The 16956-nt window shown below is 31.6% G+C and carries 19 protein-coding genes, 1 pseudogene and 1 other annotated feature; of the genes and pseudogenes, 18 read left to right on the top strand and 2 right to left on the bottom strand.

Annotated features, from left to right (window positions below):
- The first annotated feature begins 174 nt into the window (after window positions 1–174).
- The 17 genes and pseudogenes from EI71_RS06155 to EI71_RS06075 all read left to right on the top strand — a co-directional run bounded on the left by EI71_RS06155 (window position 175) and on the right by EI71_RS06075 (window position 15114).
- On the top strand, window positions 175–654 hold the full coding sequence (locus EI71_RS06155) for a nucleotidyltransferase domain-containing protein (protein WP_119016379.1): 480 nt from the start codon (window positions 175–177) through the stop codon (window positions 652–654).
- 52 nt (window positions 655–706) lie between these two features.
- A pseudogene (locus EI71_RS10565) lies at window positions 707–970 on the top strand (HepT-like ribonuclease domain-containing protein); the annotation flags it as partial.
- A gap of 191 nt (window positions 971–1161) precedes the next feature.
- Window positions 1162–2598, top strand: a complete 1437-nt coding sequence (locus EI71_RS06145; RefSeq protein ID WP_119016377.1) for a leucine-rich repeat domain-containing protein — start codon at window positions 1162–1164, stop codon at window positions 2596–2598.
- A 15-nt stretch (window positions 2599–2613) separates the two neighbouring features.
- Window positions 2614–3480: an HAD family hydrolase gene (locus EI71_RS06140; protein ID WP_162849825.1), complete on the top strand. Its 867-nt coding sequence runs from the start codon at window positions 2614–2616 to the stop codon at window positions 3478–3480.
- Window positions 3477–3905, top strand: coding sequence for an rRNA maturation RNase YbeY (ybeY, locus tag EI71_RS06135; RefSeq protein WP_162849824.1), 429 nt, complete (start codon window positions 3477–3479; stop codon window positions 3903–3905). The genes EI71_RS06140 and ybeY overlap by 4 nt, the downstream gene beginning before the upstream one ends.
- Complete coding sequence (gene cdd / locus EI71_RS06130; RefSeq protein ID WP_162849823.1) at window positions 3902–4309, top strand: cytidine deaminase; 408 nt, start codon at window positions 3902–3904, stop codon at window positions 4307–4309. The genes ybeY and cdd overlap by 4 nt, the downstream gene beginning before the upstream one ends.
- Window positions 4306–5220 (top strand): GTPase Era, encoded by a 915-nt coding sequence (era, locus tag EI71_RS06125; RefSeq protein WP_119016373.1) that lies wholly within the window; start codon window positions 4306–4308, stop codon window positions 5218–5220. Before cdd ends, era begins: the two co-directional genes overlap by 4 nt.
- The gene (gene recO / locus EI71_RS06120) at window positions 5220–5900 is read left to right on the top strand and encodes a DNA repair protein RecO (protein WP_119016372.1); all 681 of its coding nucleotides are present in this window, start codon (window positions 5220–5222) and stop codon (window positions 5898–5900) included. The genes era and recO overlap by 1 nt, the downstream gene beginning before the upstream one ends.
- A 33-nt stretch (window positions 5901–5933) precedes the next feature.
- Entirely contained in the window at window positions 5934–6812 is an 879-nt protein-coding gene (locus EI71_RS06115; RefSeq protein ID WP_162849822.1) for an ABC transporter ATP-binding protein, read from the top strand.
- Window positions 6809–7834 carry a hypothetical protein gene (locus EI71_RS06110; protein WP_162849821.1) on the top strand — a complete coding sequence of 342 codons (1026 nt, stop codon included), beginning with the start codon at window positions 6809–6811 and terminating at the stop codon, window positions 7832–7834. Before EI71_RS06115 ends, EI71_RS06110 begins: the two co-directional genes overlap by 4 nt.
- A gap of 25 nt (window positions 7835–7859) precedes the next feature.
- Window positions 7860–8072, top strand: a binding site (T-box leader).
- Window positions 8073–8099: 27 nt separating this feature from the next.
- Window positions 8100–8663 (top strand): GNAT family N-acetyltransferase, encoded by a 564-nt coding sequence (locus tag EI71_RS06105; protein WP_162849820.1) that lies wholly within the window; start codon window positions 8100–8102, stop codon window positions 8661–8663.
- Entirely contained in the window at window positions 8635–11250 is a 2616-nt protein-coding gene (locus EI71_RS06100; RefSeq protein ID WP_119016368.1) for a valine--tRNA ligase, read from the top strand. Before EI71_RS06105 ends, EI71_RS06100 begins: the two co-directional genes overlap by 29 nt.
- Entirely contained in the window at window positions 11243–12505 is a 1263-nt protein-coding gene (locus tag EI71_RS06095) for a bifunctional folylpolyglutamate synthase/dihydrofolate synthase (RefSeq protein WP_119016367.1), read from the top strand. Before EI71_RS06100 ends, EI71_RS06095 begins: the two co-directional genes overlap by 8 nt.
- Window positions 12506–12678: 173 nt before the next feature.
- Window positions 12679–13347, top strand: coding sequence for a JAB domain-containing protein (locus tag EI71_RS06090; protein WP_119016366.1), 669 nt, complete (start codon window positions 12679–12681; stop codon window positions 13345–13347).
- 42 nt (window positions 13348–13389) lie between these two features.
- On the top strand, window positions 13390–14394 hold the full coding sequence (locus tag EI71_RS06085; protein ID WP_119016365.1) for a DUF368 domain-containing protein: 1005 nt from the start codon (window positions 13390–13392) through the stop codon (window positions 14392–14394).
- A gap of 97 nt (window positions 14395–14491) precedes the next feature.
- A complete protein-coding gene (locus EI71_RS06080) occupies window positions 14492–14755 on the top strand; it encodes a hypothetical protein (RefSeq protein WP_119016364.1) in 264 nt (87 codons plus the stop codon).
- A gap of 47 nt (window positions 14756–14802) precedes the next feature.
- Entirely contained in the window at window positions 14803–15114 is a 312-nt protein-coding gene (locus EI71_RS06075; RefSeq protein ID WP_119016363.1) for a hypothetical protein, read from the top strand.
- 29 nt (window positions 15115–15143) lie between these two features.
- Here the strand turns inward: EI71_RS06075 and EI71_RS06070 are convergent, their stop codons facing one another.
- Window positions 15144–15488, bottom strand: a complete 345-nt coding sequence (locus EI71_RS06070) for a YneF family protein (RefSeq protein WP_211321059.1) — start codon at window positions 15486–15488, stop codon at window positions 15144–15146.
- Between the two features lie 152 nt (window positions 15489–15640).
- Between EI71_RS06070 and EI71_RS06065 the strand changes: the two genes are divergently transcribed.
- Complete coding sequence (locus EI71_RS06065) at window positions 15641–15811, top strand: DUF362 domain-containing protein (protein WP_119016362.1); 171 nt, start codon at window positions 15641–15643, stop codon at window positions 15809–15811.
- Window positions 15812–15875: 64 nt separating this feature from the next.
- Here the strand turns inward: EI71_RS06065 and EI71_RS06060 are convergent, their stop codons facing one another.
- Window positions 15876–16652: a hypothetical protein gene (locus EI71_RS06060; RefSeq protein WP_119016361.1), complete on the bottom strand. Its 777-nt coding sequence runs from the start codon at window positions 16650–16652 to the stop codon at window positions 15876–15878.
- Between the last annotated feature and the right edge of the window lie 304 nt (window positions 16653–16956).

Below are 16956 nucleotides of genomic sequence, written 5' to 3'. Positions count from 1 at the left end.
AAAAAGAAATATTTGAATTACTAAAATAGAAGAATTGCTTAAATTTTGCACCTTCTCACACTTATAAAAGTGCATTTTTTGCACTATTTTGATTTTAAAAAGTGCATTTTTTGCAACTCTATATTGATTTAAAAGTGCAAATTGTGTGAAATATAAGTGCGAGATGATTCAAAAATGACACTTAAAGAATTACGTTTACTGAAAAGAATAACTCAAGCCCAAGCTGCTCAAATAGTGGGAATATCATTACGTTCATACAAAGAATATGAAAATGACGATAAAAAGAAAAAAACTATTAAGTATAACTATATTTTTAATGAATTAAGCAAAATAGGCTATATTGATGAGGAACATGGAATATTATCATTAGAAACAATAAGAGATGTAGTTTCACATGTATTATCAACTTTTGATGTAGAATATTGTTATTTATTTGGCAGCTATTCAAAGAATAAAGCAAGTGAAATGAGTGATGTTGATTTATTAGTATCGACTAAAATAACAGGAATGTCATTTTTTGGATTAGCTGAAAAACTAAGAGAAGCATTGCATAAGAAGGTAGAGTTATTAAACATAGAACAATTGAACAATAATCAAGAATTACTAAATGAGATATTACTGGATGGAATTAAAATATATGATAAAAGACAATAATTACTATACCAAAAACTTTAAATGAAATTAACATTGTTCTAGATTATTCAAAAATATAAAGATAAATGATTTAATTGAAACTCCCGTTATATTAGATGGGATTGTTTTTAGACTGATACAAATGTCTGAACATATGAATAATATTTCTCAAGATTTTAAACTATCACATTCGAATATTGATTGGATAAGCATAAAAGGTTTTAGAAATAGATTGGTTCATGATTATGGTGGAGTTAATCTTCAATTCGTTTATAATGCGATAACTGTAGATATTCCGAATTTAAAGATTGAGTTGATGAACATTATTACAAAATAGAGCTTTATTTGGACACTGGACAGTGTCCTTTTTTAGTCAAAAATTATGTTTTTGAATATATAATATTCATTAGTTTTACGAAAATTTAAGTAATTATAGTGTAATAATTGTTTAATACCTTGTATTAAAAGTTAAAAAAAGGTAAAATATATTATAAACTAACGATTTTTCGCATCCAGGAGGTATATATTATGATACGTTATGAATTTCAAGGAAAAATTGCTGTAATCACAGGTGCAAGTAAGGATGAGGTTGAAATTGAAATCCCAACTGAGCTTGAAGGAAAGCCTGTTGCTAAAATTGAAGCACAAGCATTAACTGATATGCCATCACTTAAAAAGGTAGTAATTCCAAAGTCTGTTAGAGTTATTGGATCATATGCATTTGCAAACTGCCCTTTATTAAGTGAGGTAGTATTTGAAGAAGGATTAGAGACAATTGAGGACTGGGCTTTTATTTCTTGTAACCTAGAATCTGTTGAGCTTCCAAAATCCATTAAGAATATTGGTACAAATGCATTCTTAGGAAATATGTGTAAGGGTCAAATCGAAGAATTCCTAAAAGAAAGAGATGAGCATAAGATTTTAGGTCACTCCAATGGACACTGTGCTGCATTCCCAATTGAGCTAATGGAAGCAAGAGAATCCATCAATAGTGAAATTGTTGCATCTCGTGCAAGATATGTCGATGAACAATTTGATAAGATTACCGTTGGTGAATTAACAACTAAGGAATTAGATATCCCAATTTATTTTGATGGTGATGAATTCATGGTTGCAGTATGGCATAAAAAGGAAATGCCAAATATCACATTTGAGGTTGCAGGTGAATCTAAACCATTAATTGGTATGTATTCTGAAAATGATCCAGACTTCTTAGTTTTAAAGATCAATGTACTTGCAAATAAGAACTTAGTTTCTACATTCTCAATTAAAACACCATACCTGGAGGGTGTAATGATTGAAAATAAGGGCGTTGAAACAATTGTAAAGGATGGCTTAAATTACTGCTTCGTAAAAGCTCAAATATTAGAAGCTAATTACGGAAATGGTAATTATGATAGAGAATTTGCAATTAACCAATTTAGTGAGCTTGCAGCTAAATTTGAAACACAGTTTAAGAATAAGCTAATCACGGAAGATCAGCATGATGAAATCAGAGATGCAATCGATGCTGCTGTAATCTCTGTAACACAAGGCTTCCTATCTCAAATTGATGGATGTCCAAAATGGACCTTCTTAATCAATTTAAAGCGTAAGATGGAAGATGATCCAACCATTGATCAGGTAAAGCTTAGCCAATATATATTTGAACAAACACTTAAGGATTATAATGAGCTTGGAAGTGTATACTCTTTAATTGATATCATCTGGGAGCATCTAGATGAGCATATTGCTAAGGCAGAAGAGCTTGCAGGAGTATCTATTGATGAGCTTGCAAAGCGTTATGATGTAGAAATGCTTAACGCAAACCTAGAGCCAATCACTGAAGAAGAGGCACAAGCATATAAACCAAATTTCATGACGCTAGAGTCTAATTATAATCTTCATGGTGATTTCTTAATCTATATTTACAAGGAAATGCAAAAGCTTTCCAATAAATTTGGTTTATTTGCATTCCAAGCTTAAAAGAGGTAATCAATTATGTCAAAACCAATTGTTGCCCTTCTATACGATTTTGATAAGACATTATCTACAACAGATATGCAAGAATATGATTTCATCAAGAATTTAGGAATGTCACCGAAAGAATTCTGGGATGAATGTGCTAAATTAAAATTACAAAATGGCATGGATGGTATTTTAGCATACATGTATGTAATGGTTGAGCAATGTAAAAAGAAGGGAATTGAACTTACAAGAGAATACTTAAACCATTGTGGAGAATCTGTACTTTTATATAAGGGTGTATCCTCTTGGTTCGATAGAATCAATAAATTCGGTGAAGAAAATGGAGTAACTGTAGAGCACTACATTATCTCTAGTGGAATCACAGAAATTATTGAAGGTACAGAAATTGCAAAATTCTTTAAGGCAGTTTATGGATGCTCCTTCCTATATGATGATGAAGGACATGCCATTTGGCCTGCCATTGCAATTAACTTCACACAAAAGACACAATATATATTTAGAGTCTCTAAGGGTGTATTATCTGTTACAGATGATAAAAACCTAAATAAGGCAACTTCGAAAAAGGAAAGAAGAATCCCTTATGAGAATATGATTTATATTGGTGATGGAATTACAGATATTCCATGTATGACCCTAATTCGTGAAAAGGGTGGTAAAGCTATTGCAATATACCCTAGTGGAGCAAAAACTAAGGCTGCAGAGCAATTAGTAAAAGAAGAAAGAATCGACTTTGTAACAGTCGCAAATTACCAAGAGGATTCTACTTTAACAAAAACTATTAAGCTTTATATCGAATCTATGGCCGTTATGGCAAATCTAAAAGAAAAGGAAGAAAAACAGCTTGCTGCATACTTAAAGGCAAGTGAAGAAGAAAAATGAGAGTAAATTTCTTTAATGAGTCTGATTGTAAGGTTAGACAATATGAGAAAATAATTAAAAATGTATTTAAAACTATTGGCGGAAAGAAAGAATTCAATGTCATCTTTGTAAATAAGGATGAGATTCAAAGAATCAACAAAGAATATCGTAAGCTAGATAAGGTTACTGATGTAATTTCTTTTGCAAATTGTGATGATCCCACTTGGGATAAAAAATCTAGGGAGCTAGGTGACATATTCATTTGTATTGAAAGAGCAAAGGAACAAGCAAAGGAATATGGCCATTCTGAGGTAAGAGAATTTGCATTCTTAGCCGTTCATGGTTACTTACACTTATGTGGCTTTGACCACATGACAAAAGAGGATGAGGAGATCATGTTTAAAAAACAAGATGATATCCTTTTAAAGGCAGGTATTAAAAGATGAATTTCGATCAAGATAAACTAATTGATATGGCACTTGCAGCTAGAAGCAATGCCTATACACCCTACTCCAAATTCAAGGTTGGAGCATCCATTCTATTGAAGGATGGTACATATATTACAGGATGTAATGTAGAAAACTCAAGCTATGGACTATGCATTTGCGCAGAGCGTAATGCATTATTCCAAATGATTGCAAAAGGCTATACAAAAGAGGATGCAGTTGCATTTTGTATTGTAGGCCAAACAGATGAACCAATTTCTCCATGTGGTGCATGCCGTCAGGTAATGGAAGAATTATTAAAGCCAAATACTCCAGTTGTTTTAACTAATCTAGAAAGAAAGGTTAAAGTTATGACTGTTGCAGAATTACTTCCATATTCCTTCTCTGGAGACTCTTTAAAATGATGAATATAGATACATATAAATCTGGCTTTGTTGCGATTATTGGTAGACCAAATGTAGGAAAATCTACCTTCTTAAATAAGATGGTAGGTAAAAAGGTGGCTATCATGAGTGATAAGCCTCAAACAACAAGAAATAAAATTTTAGGTATCGTTACAACAGGTGAATACCAAATTGCATTTACAGATACCCCAGGTATCCATAAGCCAACTACTGAGCTTCAAAGAAGAATGGTTAACGCATCCTATGATGCAACGCAAGGTGTAGATGCAATCATATTTATGACTACTCCAGTTAAGCATGTCTTACCAGGAGATCAAATCATATTAGATAATATTAAGAAAACTAAAGTTCCAGTATTCTTAGTTATCAATAAGGTAGATCAGTTAAAGGAATTCAATGATATTGACTTAACGATTGCCCTATATATGAATTTATTCCCATTCCAAGGAATATTTCCTATATCTGTATTAGAAGATAAAAATATTGACCATTTAATGGATGCTATTAAGGGCTGCCTTCCATTTGGACCTAAATTCTTCCCAGATGATATGAAAAGTGATCACTCCGATCGTTTCTTAGTATCTGAGTTAATTCGAGAAAAGATTTTAGTTGCCACAAAAGAAGAAATCCCTCATAGTGTTGCCGTTGTTGTAGATTCTATGAAAGAATCTGAAGAAGAAGATGCCCTAGAGATTTACGCAACAATATTTGTTGAACGTGATTCTCAAAAGAAAATCATTATTGGTCATAATGGAGAAATGATTAAAAAGGTAAAGCAATTTGCTTTAAAGGATATAAAGAAGCTTTTGGACCGCAAGGTTCATTTGGATTTATGGGTTAAGGTAAAGAAGGATTGGAAGGATAGACCGGATGACCTTAGAGCCTTAGGCTATTCTACAGATAATTTCTAATGAAAAGTGAAGGAATTATACTTAATACCATAGATTATAAGGAATCCTCCAAAATAGTACATTTATATACTCCATTCGGTAGAATTAGTGTAAAAGCCCTAGGTGCAAATAAGCCCAAGAATGGGCTTTTAGGCTTTACTACGATAGGAAATACAGTTTCCTTTGTCTCAACAGATAGTGAGCTTCCTACATTAATGGAGTATAATGTAGAATCTAGTATATATAAGATTAGTGAGGATTTAGATAGAGTTAAGGTATTTATGATTATGCTAGATGTCATAAATCATATACCAGAGGATAATAATCATTATCCAATCTATAATACATTTAAAAAGGTATTAAATGATTTATTAACTGAAAATCCAAAAAAGCTTTTATGCATTTTTTTAGTAAAGATGCTATATGCCTTTGGTATAGCCCCCAATTTAAAAACATGTGTTTCCTGTGGTAGTAGTGATATTTCATTTATCGATTTAGATAAGGGTGGAGCATTATGCAAGAATTGCTCTAATCTAGCAAATAGTGATGAGCTATATATATGGAAGGAATACTACTTTGGTAAAAAGGAAATCGAAGACTTTACTGCTTGTAATTATGATGCAATGCTAAAGGAAATAAGAAATTATTACCAAAGATATGCAAGCATAAGTTTAAAAATACATGAATTAATGAATAAGTAATATTGTGCTTAGGCACACCTAGGAGGTATATCCATGATTGAAATACGTGGAATATCAAAATCCTTCAAGGACCATGAGGTCCTAAAGGATATTAATTTAAAAATTCCAGATAAAAAGATATTAGGCTTAATTGGTATTAATGGTGCAGGTAAATCTACACTATTAAGAGTAATATCTGGAATATACTCTGCAGATGATGGAGTAGTATTAGTTGATGGTGAAAATGCCTTTGATAATGAGAATGTCAAAAAGAAGATGTTCTTTTTATCAGATGATCCCTTCTATACTGCAAGAACTACTCCTGCAAGCTTACTTACTCTAATGAATACATTCTACCCAGTAAATGAGGTAACCTATTTTGAAACATTAGATAAATTCAAAATACCTATCCATAAGAGAATGGATAAATTCTCTAAGGGTATGAAGCGTCAAGTGTTTGTATCTTTAGCATTTGCGATACGTCCAAAATATATGCTACTAGATGAAGCATTTGATGGACTTGACCCACTTGCTAGAGTAGAATTTAAAAATCAAATCAAGGATATGGTAGATAAGCTTGGTACAACAGTAATTATATCAAGTCACTCCTTAAAGGAATTAGAGGATTTATGTGATGCATTTGCTATATTAAATAATACAAAAATAGCAGCCTCAGGATCTATAGAGGAATCTATTGGAGTATTACATAAATACCAAATTGCATTTAAAGAAGATATTGATATTCATTTCTTCCCAAGAATATATAAGCATATCGAAAAGGATGGAAGAGTTGTAAGATTAATATCAGAGCTTAATTTAAAGGATATTGAAGAAAAGCTAAAGGATATGAAGCCAGTCTTCATCGATGAGCTTCCAATTGAATTCGAAGAGGTATTTACCGCAATCGTAGAAAATGGAGGTAAAATGGTATGAAAAAGGTATTCTTATATTACTTTAGAAGAAGAATCCCAGCAATTTTAATTTTGATGGTAGCCTTATCTATAATGACTATAATCATTCAAGCACAATCTTCTTTTATATCTTATTCCCAAACTCAAGAAGTTTCCCAAAGAACTGAAATTCATGGACAAACCAATCCATTTATTTATTTATCCGTATTAGCTTGTGTGATTGTATCTGTAATACCAATACTTGAATTTTCATTTAAAATGAAAAGAAGAAGTGTAGATTTATATTATTCCTTACCAATAAAAAGAATTAAATTCTACATTGTTAAATATTGTGTAGGACTTGCTGAATTTGCAATTTTATTTATCCCCCAGTGGTTAATATCCTTTATATGGCTTGCAACTACACCATCGGTAACTACAGTTTATGATATGAGCTATTATCTATATTACCTACTTGCTGCAATAGGCTTTGGTATTATGGTATTTAGCTTTGAAACTTTCTTCTTTACCATGGGAAATGCATTAGTTGATGGTATTATATTTATGGTATTAGCATCCTGCTTCTTACCAACCTTAATGAATGTAATGTATTCTTTAATTTTAAAGGCAGATACCTCAGATAGAACCTTATACATGAGATGGTTTTTCATGTATTCTCCATTCTTTGATTTATCTGTAAATTTCTATTCCAAAATGGTAAGTACTACATCATCCTCTATTAATGTATTAGGATTAGTATTAAATTTAGCCCTTGCAAGCTTAGCAATTTTAGCATTCTTCTTTATTAATAGTGAAAGGAATAATGCAGAGCTTGTTGGTGATGAGTCTGATTCCGTATTTGGATATAAGGTATTAATACCTTTATATATGGTTACATCATTTAAGCTCATCTCATCGTCTATATCTGCCCTATGGGTAGTTATTGGTCTTGCAGGCTATTTATTCTACTGTGTATATAGAAAAAGCTTTAGAATAAAAAGACATGATATAATATCTTTAGGTGTTTCTATAATAATTGGAGTATTAATCGCAATATTCATTTGACAATTTTAATAAATAATACTAAAATAAAATAGCGTTGAAATGAAGGAGTAAATAGAAGCTTTTTAAAGAGAGAGCATGGTTGGTGTGAATGCTTAAAAGTTATATTGAAGGTAGTCATGGAGCTCTTTGGTGAGAAATCGAAATTAGCCAAAGCGTCCCCCTCGTTACGGGTAAATGGAGTGTCATATATTTTGTAATATATGGAACTAAGGTGGTACCGCGATAATTCGTCCTTAGGAATTTATATTCCTGAGGACTTTTTTTTATGAGATTAATATGTAAAAGAGTAATTATCCGTGATTTAAGCTTTAAGGATTTTGATGATTATTATGAATATGCAGTAAGGGATACTATAGGTCCTATGGCGGGTTGGAAGCCAATCCCAAATGAAGAGGTAGGGCGCCGAGTCTTCTCATCCATGATTTTACAAAAGGATGTATTTGCAATCGAGCTTATTGAAAATCATAAAATGATCGGAACCATTTCAATTTATAATTACGGAATCAGAAAATATAAATATGTTAAGCAGCTTGGGTTCTCCTTAAATGACCAATATTGGAACAAGGGAATCATGACAGAGGTCGTTTTAAATGTCATTGATTACATCTTCCATAAAACAGATTGTGAAGTCATTGAGGTAGGACACCACTCCGATAACTTTGCATCAAAGCGAGTCATCGAGAAGTGCGGATTCCTATATGATGGAAGATTATGTAAATATAAGGAGCTATATGATGGAAGAATCATAGATGCTGACTTTTATTCAATGACAAAAGAGGATTACGAAAGGAAAGTTAAATATGAGCAAGGAATTAAAACCAAAATATGATTTTAAAGAAGTAGAAGCTGGAAAATATGATTTTTGGCTTAAGGGTGGATTCTTCACTGCAGGTGATAAATCCAAAGAACCATTTACTATTGTGATTCCACCACCAAATGTAACTGGTAAATTACATTTAGGACATTCTTGGGATACAACATTACAAGATATTATTATAAGAAGAAAAAGAATGCAGGGCTATGATGCATTATGGCTTCCTGGTATGGACCATGCTGGTATTGCAACACAGGCTAAGGTTGATGCAAAATTAAAGGAACAAGGTATTTCAAGATATGATCTTGGAAGAGAAAAATTCTTAGAGGTTGCATGGCAGTGGAAGCATGAATATGCAGGCTTCATTAGAAGCCAGTGGGCAGCACTAGGCTTATCCTTAGATTATACAAAGGAAAGATTTACATTAGATGAGGGCTTAAATAAGGCAGTAAACCATGTATTTATTACTCTATATAATAAGGGCTTATTATATCAGGGTGAAAGAATCATTAACTGGGACTGCCAGGCTAAAACTGCACTATCGAATATTGAGGTTGAGCATACCGATGATGAGGGTGCATTCTATCATTATAATTACCCTCTAACGGATGGATCTGGCTATGTTACAATTGCTACAACAAGACCAGAAACTATGTTTGCTGACCAAGCAGTTATGGTTCATCCTGAGGATGAAAGATATAAAAATATTATTGGTAAGAAGGTAAGAATCCCTCTTACAAATATTGAAATTCCAGTTATTGCAGATTCTTATGTAGATAAGGATTTTGGTACAGGCTGTGTTAAGGTTACTCCAGCTCATGACCCTAACGACTTTGAGGTTGGTAAGCGTCATAACCTACCAATGCCTTTATGTATGAATGATGATGGTACAATGAATTCTATGGCTGGTAAATATGAAGGTATGGACCGCTTTGAATGTAGAAAACATATCATTGAAGATTTACAAAAGGAAGGTCTATATGTTAAAACAGAGCCAATCGTTCACTCTGTTGGACATAGTGAAAGAACTGGTGTTGTTGTTGAACCAAGATTATCTAAACAGTGGTTCGTTAAGATGGATGTCCTTGCTAAGCAAGTATTAGAAAATGATGAATATCGTTTCGTACCTCAAAGATTTAAACAGACTCTAGAGCACTGGTTAGACCCTGAATCTATTCAGGATTGGTGTGTATCTCGTCAATTATGGTGGGGTCATAGAATTCCTGCATGGTATAAGGATAATGAAGTAAAAGTACAAGTTGAATGTCCAGGTGAGGGCTGGGTTCAGGATGAAGATGTACTTGATACTTGGTTTTCAAGTGCACTATGGCCATTCTCAACACTTGGCTGGCCAGAAAAAACTGACCTACTTGAAAGATATTACCCAACGAACGTATTAGTTACAGGATATGATATTATTTTCTTCTGGGTAGCAAGAATGCTATTCCAGGGTGTTGAATTTACTCATCATGCACCATTTAAAGATATTTTAATCCATGGCTTAATTCGTGATAGCCAAGGAAGAAAAATGTCTAAATCCTTAGGTAATGGTGTTGACCCATTTGATGTTATTGCAAAATACGGTACAGACTCCTTAAGATATTTCTTAACTACAAATAGTGCCCCAGGCTTAGACTTAAGATTTGATGAAACAAAGATTGAATCTAGCTGGAATTATTTAAATAAGATTTGGAATATTTCAAGATATGTACTTATGAATTTAGGTACAGGCTATAAGGAAACTTCAATTGAGGTATCTAAGCTAAACCTACCATCTAAGTGGATCTTATCTAAATTAAATAAGGTTATTGAAAATGTTGATTACAACATGGAAAAATATGAATTTGGTGAAGCTGCAAGAACTCTATATTCCTTCGTTTGGGATGATTTTGCATCTTGGTATGTTGAATTATCCAAGGTTGATTTACAAAGCGAGGATAAAGAAGAGCAGCAGATGACTAAGAATGTATTAGTATATGTTCTAAGAGCTATCGTAAAGCTTTTACACCCATTCATTCCATTCATCACAGAAGAAATTTACCAGGCACTACCTCACAAAGAGGCATCCATTACTATTTCTAAATGGCCTACAGTAAAAGAAGAATTCAAGGATGAGCTTGATAAAGAAGCTATCGATGATATGATTGAAATCATTACTGCAGTAAGAAATGAGCGTAGTAAAGCAAATAAAGCTCCAAAGGAGCCTATTGCCTTAACTATTGTTGCTAAGGATAATGCAGTATCTAAAACAATCGCATCTACAACAAAATATTTATTCAAGTTTACTAACCCTAAGAAGCTAGAATTCTTAACAAGCGATGAGGGCTTAGATAGTAAGCGTTATGTAATTGTTGTACTTCCAATGTGCAAAATTTTTATTCCAACAGAGGACTTAGTTAACCTAGAAGAAGCCATCAAGAAGCTAGAAGCTACAAAGGCTAAGCTTGAAGCTGAGCTAGCTAGAAGTGAGAAAATGCTTTCTAATGAATCCTTTATTTCTAAAGCCCCACAGGCTAAGATTGATGCTGAAAAAGCAAAACAAAAGGAATATAAGGAACAATATGAGGAAGTATTAAAGTCCTTAGCTAATTTAAATGCCTAAAATGTTTACTACAATCGACGAAGTGTATTCTTGGTTATTTAACCAAAGAAAAGCTCAAAAAAGAGAAAATTTAGATAGAATTAAACAAGCATCTAAAATGCTTGGGCTAGATAAACCAAATTATAAAATCATTCATGTAGCCGGAACCAATGGAAAAGGCTCTACAGCTGTAATGATACAAAAAATGCTTGCCTTAACTGGCAAGCATGTCGGTTTATTTGTATCCCCTTATGTTATAAGCTTTAATGAAAGAATAGAAATCAATGATAGATATATATCAAATGCTGAAATCATGCATTATGGAAATATATTATATGATTTTTCAAAAAAATATGAAGAAGAATATAAAGATATCATTCCATTCTTTGAATTAACATTATTAATGGCTTTAATGTATTATAAGGATCGTAATATTGATATCTTAGTAATGGAAGCAGGACTAGGTGGACTTTTAGATGCAACAAACTTTTTAGATAAGGATTTAGCAATTATTACCAATATAGGCTATGACCATATGGCTCAGCTTGGAAATACCTTAGAAGAAATAGCATACCATAAGCTTGGTATTGCAAAAGAAAATGGTACATTACTTACTGCAGTAGATCAAAGCTTAATTCCTTATTTTAAATCCTATTTAGATAAAATAAATTGTAAAATGATTTATGTAAATCCATTTATTAAGGATATTAAATCCTCTAGTGTAACTACATTTACTTATAAGGATAATACATATTCCGTATCCTTAAGAGGAGATTATCAAGCCTATAATGCAAGCCTAGCAATTGAGGCAGTAAAATTTATAGATAAGGATTATCCAAAGGATTTTATTGATTTTGCGTTATCCAAAATATTTTGGCCAGGAAGAATGGAAGTAGTATCAGATAATCCTAAAATCATTATTGATGGAGGCCATAATATCCATGCCATTAAAGCATCCACTAATGCTTTAGAGAAGCTTAAGGGGAAAAATAAGGTAAAGGTATTATTTACAGCATTATATGATAAGGATTATAAAGCTATGATTTCAAGCCTAAATCATATCGCAAGTTATTATTATTTTTGTGGTCTAGATGACCTAAGAGCTACAGACCCTAAGGAATTTATTAAATATACTATGGTACCATATGATATAAGTCGTGATTTCACTGAAGCCTTAGATAAAGCAATTCCTAATCTAAAAAGTGATGAAATTTTATTCATTACAGGCTCCTTACATTTTATATCACAGGTAAGAGAAAAATATTTTAATAAATAATTTTATAACTATTAAGACTATATTTTCTAAAAGGTGAGATGAAAACATCTCACTTTTTCTTATTTATTATACATGTATGATTACATATAGTAAATGTTTCAAAAAATGAAATTTTAGGCAATTTGAAAAGATAAATTTATTCCTTTATAATACCAAAAAAAGGAGTATTTTTTATGAATAAACTACCAAGAGAAAAACTAATAGAGGATGGAATAGATAAATTAACAGATGATGAATTACTAGCAATAATGCTTGGAGTTGGAACTAAAAATGAAGATGTATTTACTATGAGTAAAAGACTAATTAAGGATTATGGATTTTCCCATCTTTTACGAATGGATTATCTAGAACTATCTAAAATACCAGGTATAAAAGAAGCTAAAGCAACAAAGCTCATATCTGTTTTTGAAATCGCAAGAAGAGTCATGAAGGAAGAATCAAATCAAAAGCCATTAGAGGATGCTAAAGCCTTATTTGAATATGTATATCCTACCTATTATGGACAGAAAAAAGAAATCATGATTTTAATTGGAGTAGATTCTAAGTTAAGAATTACAAGTGAAAAGAAATATACAAGCCATTCCTACCATGAAATATCTGTACCTATTAAAGATGTAATAAAGGATATTATTCATATGAACCCTTATGGTATATTTTTAATTCATAATCATCCTGGTGGAAATTTAAAGCCATCCGAGGCAGATTTAAAATATACCTATGAGCTTGGTAAAATGCTAACAAATTTAGATATTATACTTTTAGATCATCTAATAATATCAGAGGATAAGTATTATTCATTTTCAGATACACATGTACTAAGGAATTTCCATATTGATTTATAATTCCAATACCATTATAATTGAATGGGAGTGTTGGTGATTTAAATGAAGCATATATTAACATTTTTAAAGGGTGTACTCTTTGGTGCATCAAATTTAATTCCTGGTATGAGTGGTGGAACGATGCTTGTTATAACAAAGATTTATGATAAGCTTTTGGATTCTATTGCAAATATATTTAAAAAATTTAAGGCTGTAATAATCTTTTTACTAATCTTCGCAGTAGGTGCTATCATTGGTATATTAGGTGGAGGAATCTTCTTAAAACGAGTAATGCTAGAATATATTCCACTACCTACCTATTGTTTTTTTGCAGGTATAATTTTAGGGTCTGTACCTATGCTTGCAAAGCCAGTAATTAAAAAGATTAATTGGAAATATGTAATATCCTTTATTTTAGGTGCTTTAGCAGTAATAGGACTAATGTTTTTAGGTTTAGCATTCAATAAGGATTCAAGTGTACCTATTGGAGATGTTACACTTGAATTTAAGGATTATGCATTACTCTTTGTATCTGGCTTTATTGGCTGTTTTGCAATGCTAATACCTGGTGTATCTGGTGTATTAATGCTTGTGGTATTTAATTATTATGGTACATTCATGGATGCGATTGCCCATATTACTAAATTCTCTATGGCAGGATATCATAATGTCATTTTGGTTTTATTACCTGTTGGCTTAGGTATTATTGCAGGATTAATTCCAGCATCTAAATTATTATCTTGGATGTTTAAAAGATTCCCTATTGGTTCTTATTTTGCAATCTTAGGCTTTGTTTTAGCATCTATTCCAGTAATATTTGTTAATTTCTTCCAAGAATATGGAAGTAACCCAAGCACTACAGCTACACTTCAAATCATTTTAGGTTTTATATCCCTTCCTATAGGCTTTGTATTATCTTATTTCTTATCTAAACTTAAAATGAATAATAAAGAAGATAATGAGATAGATGGTAATACTATAGTAGTAGAAGAAAAAGAAATACAACAAGAACAAGTAGAAGAAATAGAAGAAAATAAACCAAATATTATAAAAGATGAACAACCGTAATGGTTGTTTTTCTTCTTGAAAAAAAGACACCTATACAAAAGATATAAAAAGTGTTATAATAACTTTAAGATAAACTAAAATGTTTGGAGGTAATGATATGAGAAAGAAAGAAGCATCCTATCTTGATACAAAGAAAAGAACAAATCCTTTACTTGTTCTTGCAATTATTGCAGCTATCATTTTAGTATTTGGTATTATTCATTATGCTAGAAATTATAATGAATTAGAAGAAAGACGTCATAGAACAATCGAAGATGTTTTAGAAGCAGTAGAGCATCCAACCAATTTAGATGATGAGGAAGAAACCAAAACATCTGGTGTTGAAACAACAACAGAGGTTGAAACTACTACAGAAGAATAGTAAATTTCCCTTAAGATAACCTTAAGGGATTTCTTTTAGGAGAAATCATGACAAAAGAAGAAATGAAAATATATGCAGATAAATATAGAAAAACAATGAAAAAACTATCTATCGGCTTAAGTATATTTATCTTTATTATAGCTGCTATATTATTTAGTGTTGCAATTATATTCTTTATATATGGTAATGATAAAATTATGTATATTTTAGGTGGTATCATGGCTACACTTGGAGCAGTAGATATTTTAGGTGGAATTAAGCTAATTTCTTATTCAAAGAAGAAGTTTACTAATATGAAGGATTTAGATTGTGCCATTCACTATTGTAAAATTCATGGCTTTGATTCCAAAATGGAATAGAAAAAAAAGGGATTTTTAGAAATCCCTTTTTAATTTGCTTCCTTTTTTTTAGCTTCCTTTTCAGCTTTCTTTGCTGCACGCTTAGCCTCAAGTTCAGCTTTTTCTTTTTTCTTTGCCTCTTCCTTTTCGTTAGCATCGTTCATAGACTTCATAACGGCTCTAACCTGCTTTTCTGATGGAGTTCTACCCATCTGCTGGAACATTGCACGAATCATTGCCTCACTTACAGGAGGGTTTTTCTTTAATTCCTTCTCAAATAGCTTTCTAACTAAGAAGAATGTTGCAATTGCAGTAGCAAGTAAAACAAAGACAACAATTAAAACAAACTGCCAAATGGCTAAGTCCATATGTCCTGATTCAACTTCTAAAAACATAAACTATGACTCCTTTACTTTCTAGTTTATTTTACACTTTAAGGAAGCAATTTTCAACTATTATTTTTTAAGATAGAAAAATAATGGTTATGCTAGACAAACTAGGCTTTAAATACTATAATTAAAGTAGAATAATGAAAGGGGAAATGAATATGCCAAGAGTTGTTGTAGAAGATAACTGTATCGCTTGCGGTGCATGTGCACCTGAGTGTCCTGTTAGTGCTATCACAGTTGAGGATGTTTCCCGCATCGATGCTGATGCATGTATTGATTGCGGTGCATGCCAGGGTGTTTGCCCAGTTGACGCTATCGTTGAAGGATAAAAACATTTTATAGATTTAAGGGCTTAGGCCCTTTTTTCTTTTTTATAAAAAGAATAGGGACGAATTAAAACTCGTCCCATAATCCTCTTTTTCTACGTTCTTTTTTCTTTTGCTCTAAAATAGCCTTTTGTCTATTAATTTCAGCTTTCTCTTCCATACGAAGTACATCTGTTAAATTCTCATAAATATAGAATTCAAGCTTAGAGAATGTCTTTTTAGCAAGCTCCTCTGTCATTAAGCCTGTAGTTAATAAAACATGATAATTATTATATCTACTCTTATTTAAGCGGTAGCTTTCCTTATTTACTCGAATCTTAGTATATTTATTCTTAATACCATCAATATCAATTCCCATATCAGGGAAGATATATCTCCAGTGGAAATCGGATGTATATTTATGAATCAATCTATTCTTATCATCATATTCACATCTTTCCCAAAATCCAGAAGAATTCGTGTAATAAGATTGTGCTCCAAAGGAAGTATAGGAATATTCTTCCCATCTACCAGTAGAAGACATATGCTTAACTAATTGATCTTCTTTATCATAAAAGTAATCATCCCATTCTCCATTAGAAGATTCTGAATGAGTTAAATTACCATTTTTATCATATCTTTTTTTCTTCCAAATTCTCTTTTGACCAGATTCAGTTTTATCTTCTTCGAAGATACTTTTATATTTAGCATTGAATACTAAATATCTTTCCGGATAAATTTCAACCGTCATCCCGACAGGATTATTCATATAAATCATGTTTGTATCATCCTTTAGGATTTGAATATTAAATCCTCTTTGTACAAACTCCTGAATGATCTTTTTTTGAAATTCATTCGTTTCCATGAAATCACTCCAATCAATTATTCAAAAAGTAATTCTAATTAAAATTATAAGTTAAATTTCATACTCTATCAAGTACTTAAAACTTAAATTTTAAAAATGATACAAAAGATAAAAAAATGGGTAGAAAAGAAAACTGCAGAATTAATTTTCTGCAGCATTTTCATTATTATTTTCAGTATCATCTTCAACAGTTGCCTCAATTGGGTCAACCTTTTTCTTTTTAAATGAATTTTCAGTTCCATTAGCTAATCTCTTATAATTTGGTATATGCTTATAAATAATTATTACACCAGGAACTAAAATA

The sequence above is a fragment of the Anaeroplasma bactoclasticum genome (assembly GCF_003550015.1).
Classification (GTDB): domain Bacteria; phylum Bacillota_I; class Bacilli_A; order Acholeplasmatales; family Anaeroplasmataceae; genus Anaeroplasma; species Anaeroplasma bactoclasticum.
The sequence above is the reverse complement of the archived record's forward strand: the minus strand, read 5'-3'. Positions and strand labels throughout refer to the sequence as shown.

What these genes read in the sequence shown, in the direction of transcription:
- EI71_RS06155 (WP_119016379.1), top strand. Translation starts at nt 175, where the DNA reads ATGACACTTAAAGAATTACGTTTACTGAAAAGAATAACTCAAGCCCAA.
- EI71_RS06145 (WP_119016377.1), top strand. Translation starts at nt 1,162, where the DNA reads ATGATACGTTATGAATTTCAAGGAAAAATTGCTGTAATCACAGGTGCA.
- EI71_RS06140 (WP_162849825.1), top strand. Translation starts at nt 2,614, where the DNA reads ATGTCAAAACCAATTGTTGCCCTTCTATACGATTTTGATAAGACATTA.
- ybeY (WP_162849824.1), top strand. Translation starts at nt 3,477, where the DNA reads ATGAGAGTAAATTTCTTTAATGAGTCTGATTGTAAGGTTAGACAATAT.
- cdd (WP_162849823.1), top strand. Translation starts at nt 3,902, where the DNA reads ATGAATTTCGATCAAGATAAACTAATTGATATGGCACTTGCAGCTAGA.
- era (WP_119016373.1), top strand. Translation starts at nt 4,306, where the DNA reads ATGATGAATATAGATACATATAAATCTGGCTTTGTTGCGATTATTGGT.
- recO (WP_119016372.1), top strand. Translation starts at nt 5,220, where the DNA reads ATGAAAAGTGAAGGAATTATACTTAATACCATAGATTATAAGGAATCC.
- EI71_RS06115 (WP_162849822.1), top strand. Translation starts at nt 5,934, where the DNA reads ATGATTGAAATACGTGGAATATCAAAATCCTTCAAGGACCATGAGGTC.
- EI71_RS06110 (WP_162849821.1), top strand. Translation starts at nt 6,809, where the DNA reads ATGAAAAAGGTATTCTTATATTACTTTAGAAGAAGAATCCCAGCAATT.
- EI71_RS06105 (WP_162849820.1), top strand. Translation starts at nt 8,100, where the DNA reads ATGAGATTAATATGTAAAAGAGTAATTATCCGTGATTTAAGCTTTAAG.
- EI71_RS06100 (WP_119016368.1), top strand. Translation starts at nt 8,635, where the DNA reads ATGAGCAAGGAATTAAAACCAAAATATGATTTTAAAGAAGTAGAAGCT.
- EI71_RS06095 (WP_119016367.1), top strand. Translation starts at nt 11,243, where the DNA reads ATGCCTAAAATGTTTACTACAATCGACGAAGTGTATTCTTGGTTATTT.
- EI71_RS06090 (WP_119016366.1), top strand. Translation starts at nt 12,679, where the DNA reads ATGAATAAACTACCAAGAGAAAAACTAATAGAGGATGGAATAGATAAA.
- EI71_RS06085 (WP_119016365.1), top strand. Translation starts at nt 13,390, where the DNA reads ATGAAGCATATATTAACATTTTTAAAGGGTGTACTCTTTGGTGCATCA.
- EI71_RS06080 (WP_119016364.1), top strand. Translation starts at nt 14,492, where the DNA reads ATGAGAAAGAAAGAAGCATCCTATCTTGATACAAAGAAAAGAACAAAT.
- EI71_RS06075 (WP_119016363.1), top strand. Translation starts at nt 14,803, where the DNA reads ATGACAAAAGAAGAAATGAAAATATATGCAGATAAATATAGAAAAACA.
- EI71_RS06070 (WP_211321059.1), bottom strand. Translation starts at nt 15,488, where the DNA reads ATGTTTTTAGAAGTTGAATCAGGACATATGGACTTAGCCATTTGGCAG.
- EI71_RS06065 (WP_119016362.1), top strand. Translation starts at nt 15,641, where the DNA reads ATGCCAAGAGTTGTTGTAGAAGATAACTGTATCGCTTGCGGTGCATGT.
- EI71_RS06060 (WP_119016361.1), bottom strand. Translation starts at nt 16,652, where the DNA reads ATGGAAACGAATGAATTTCAAAAAAAGATCATTCAGGAGTTTGTACAA.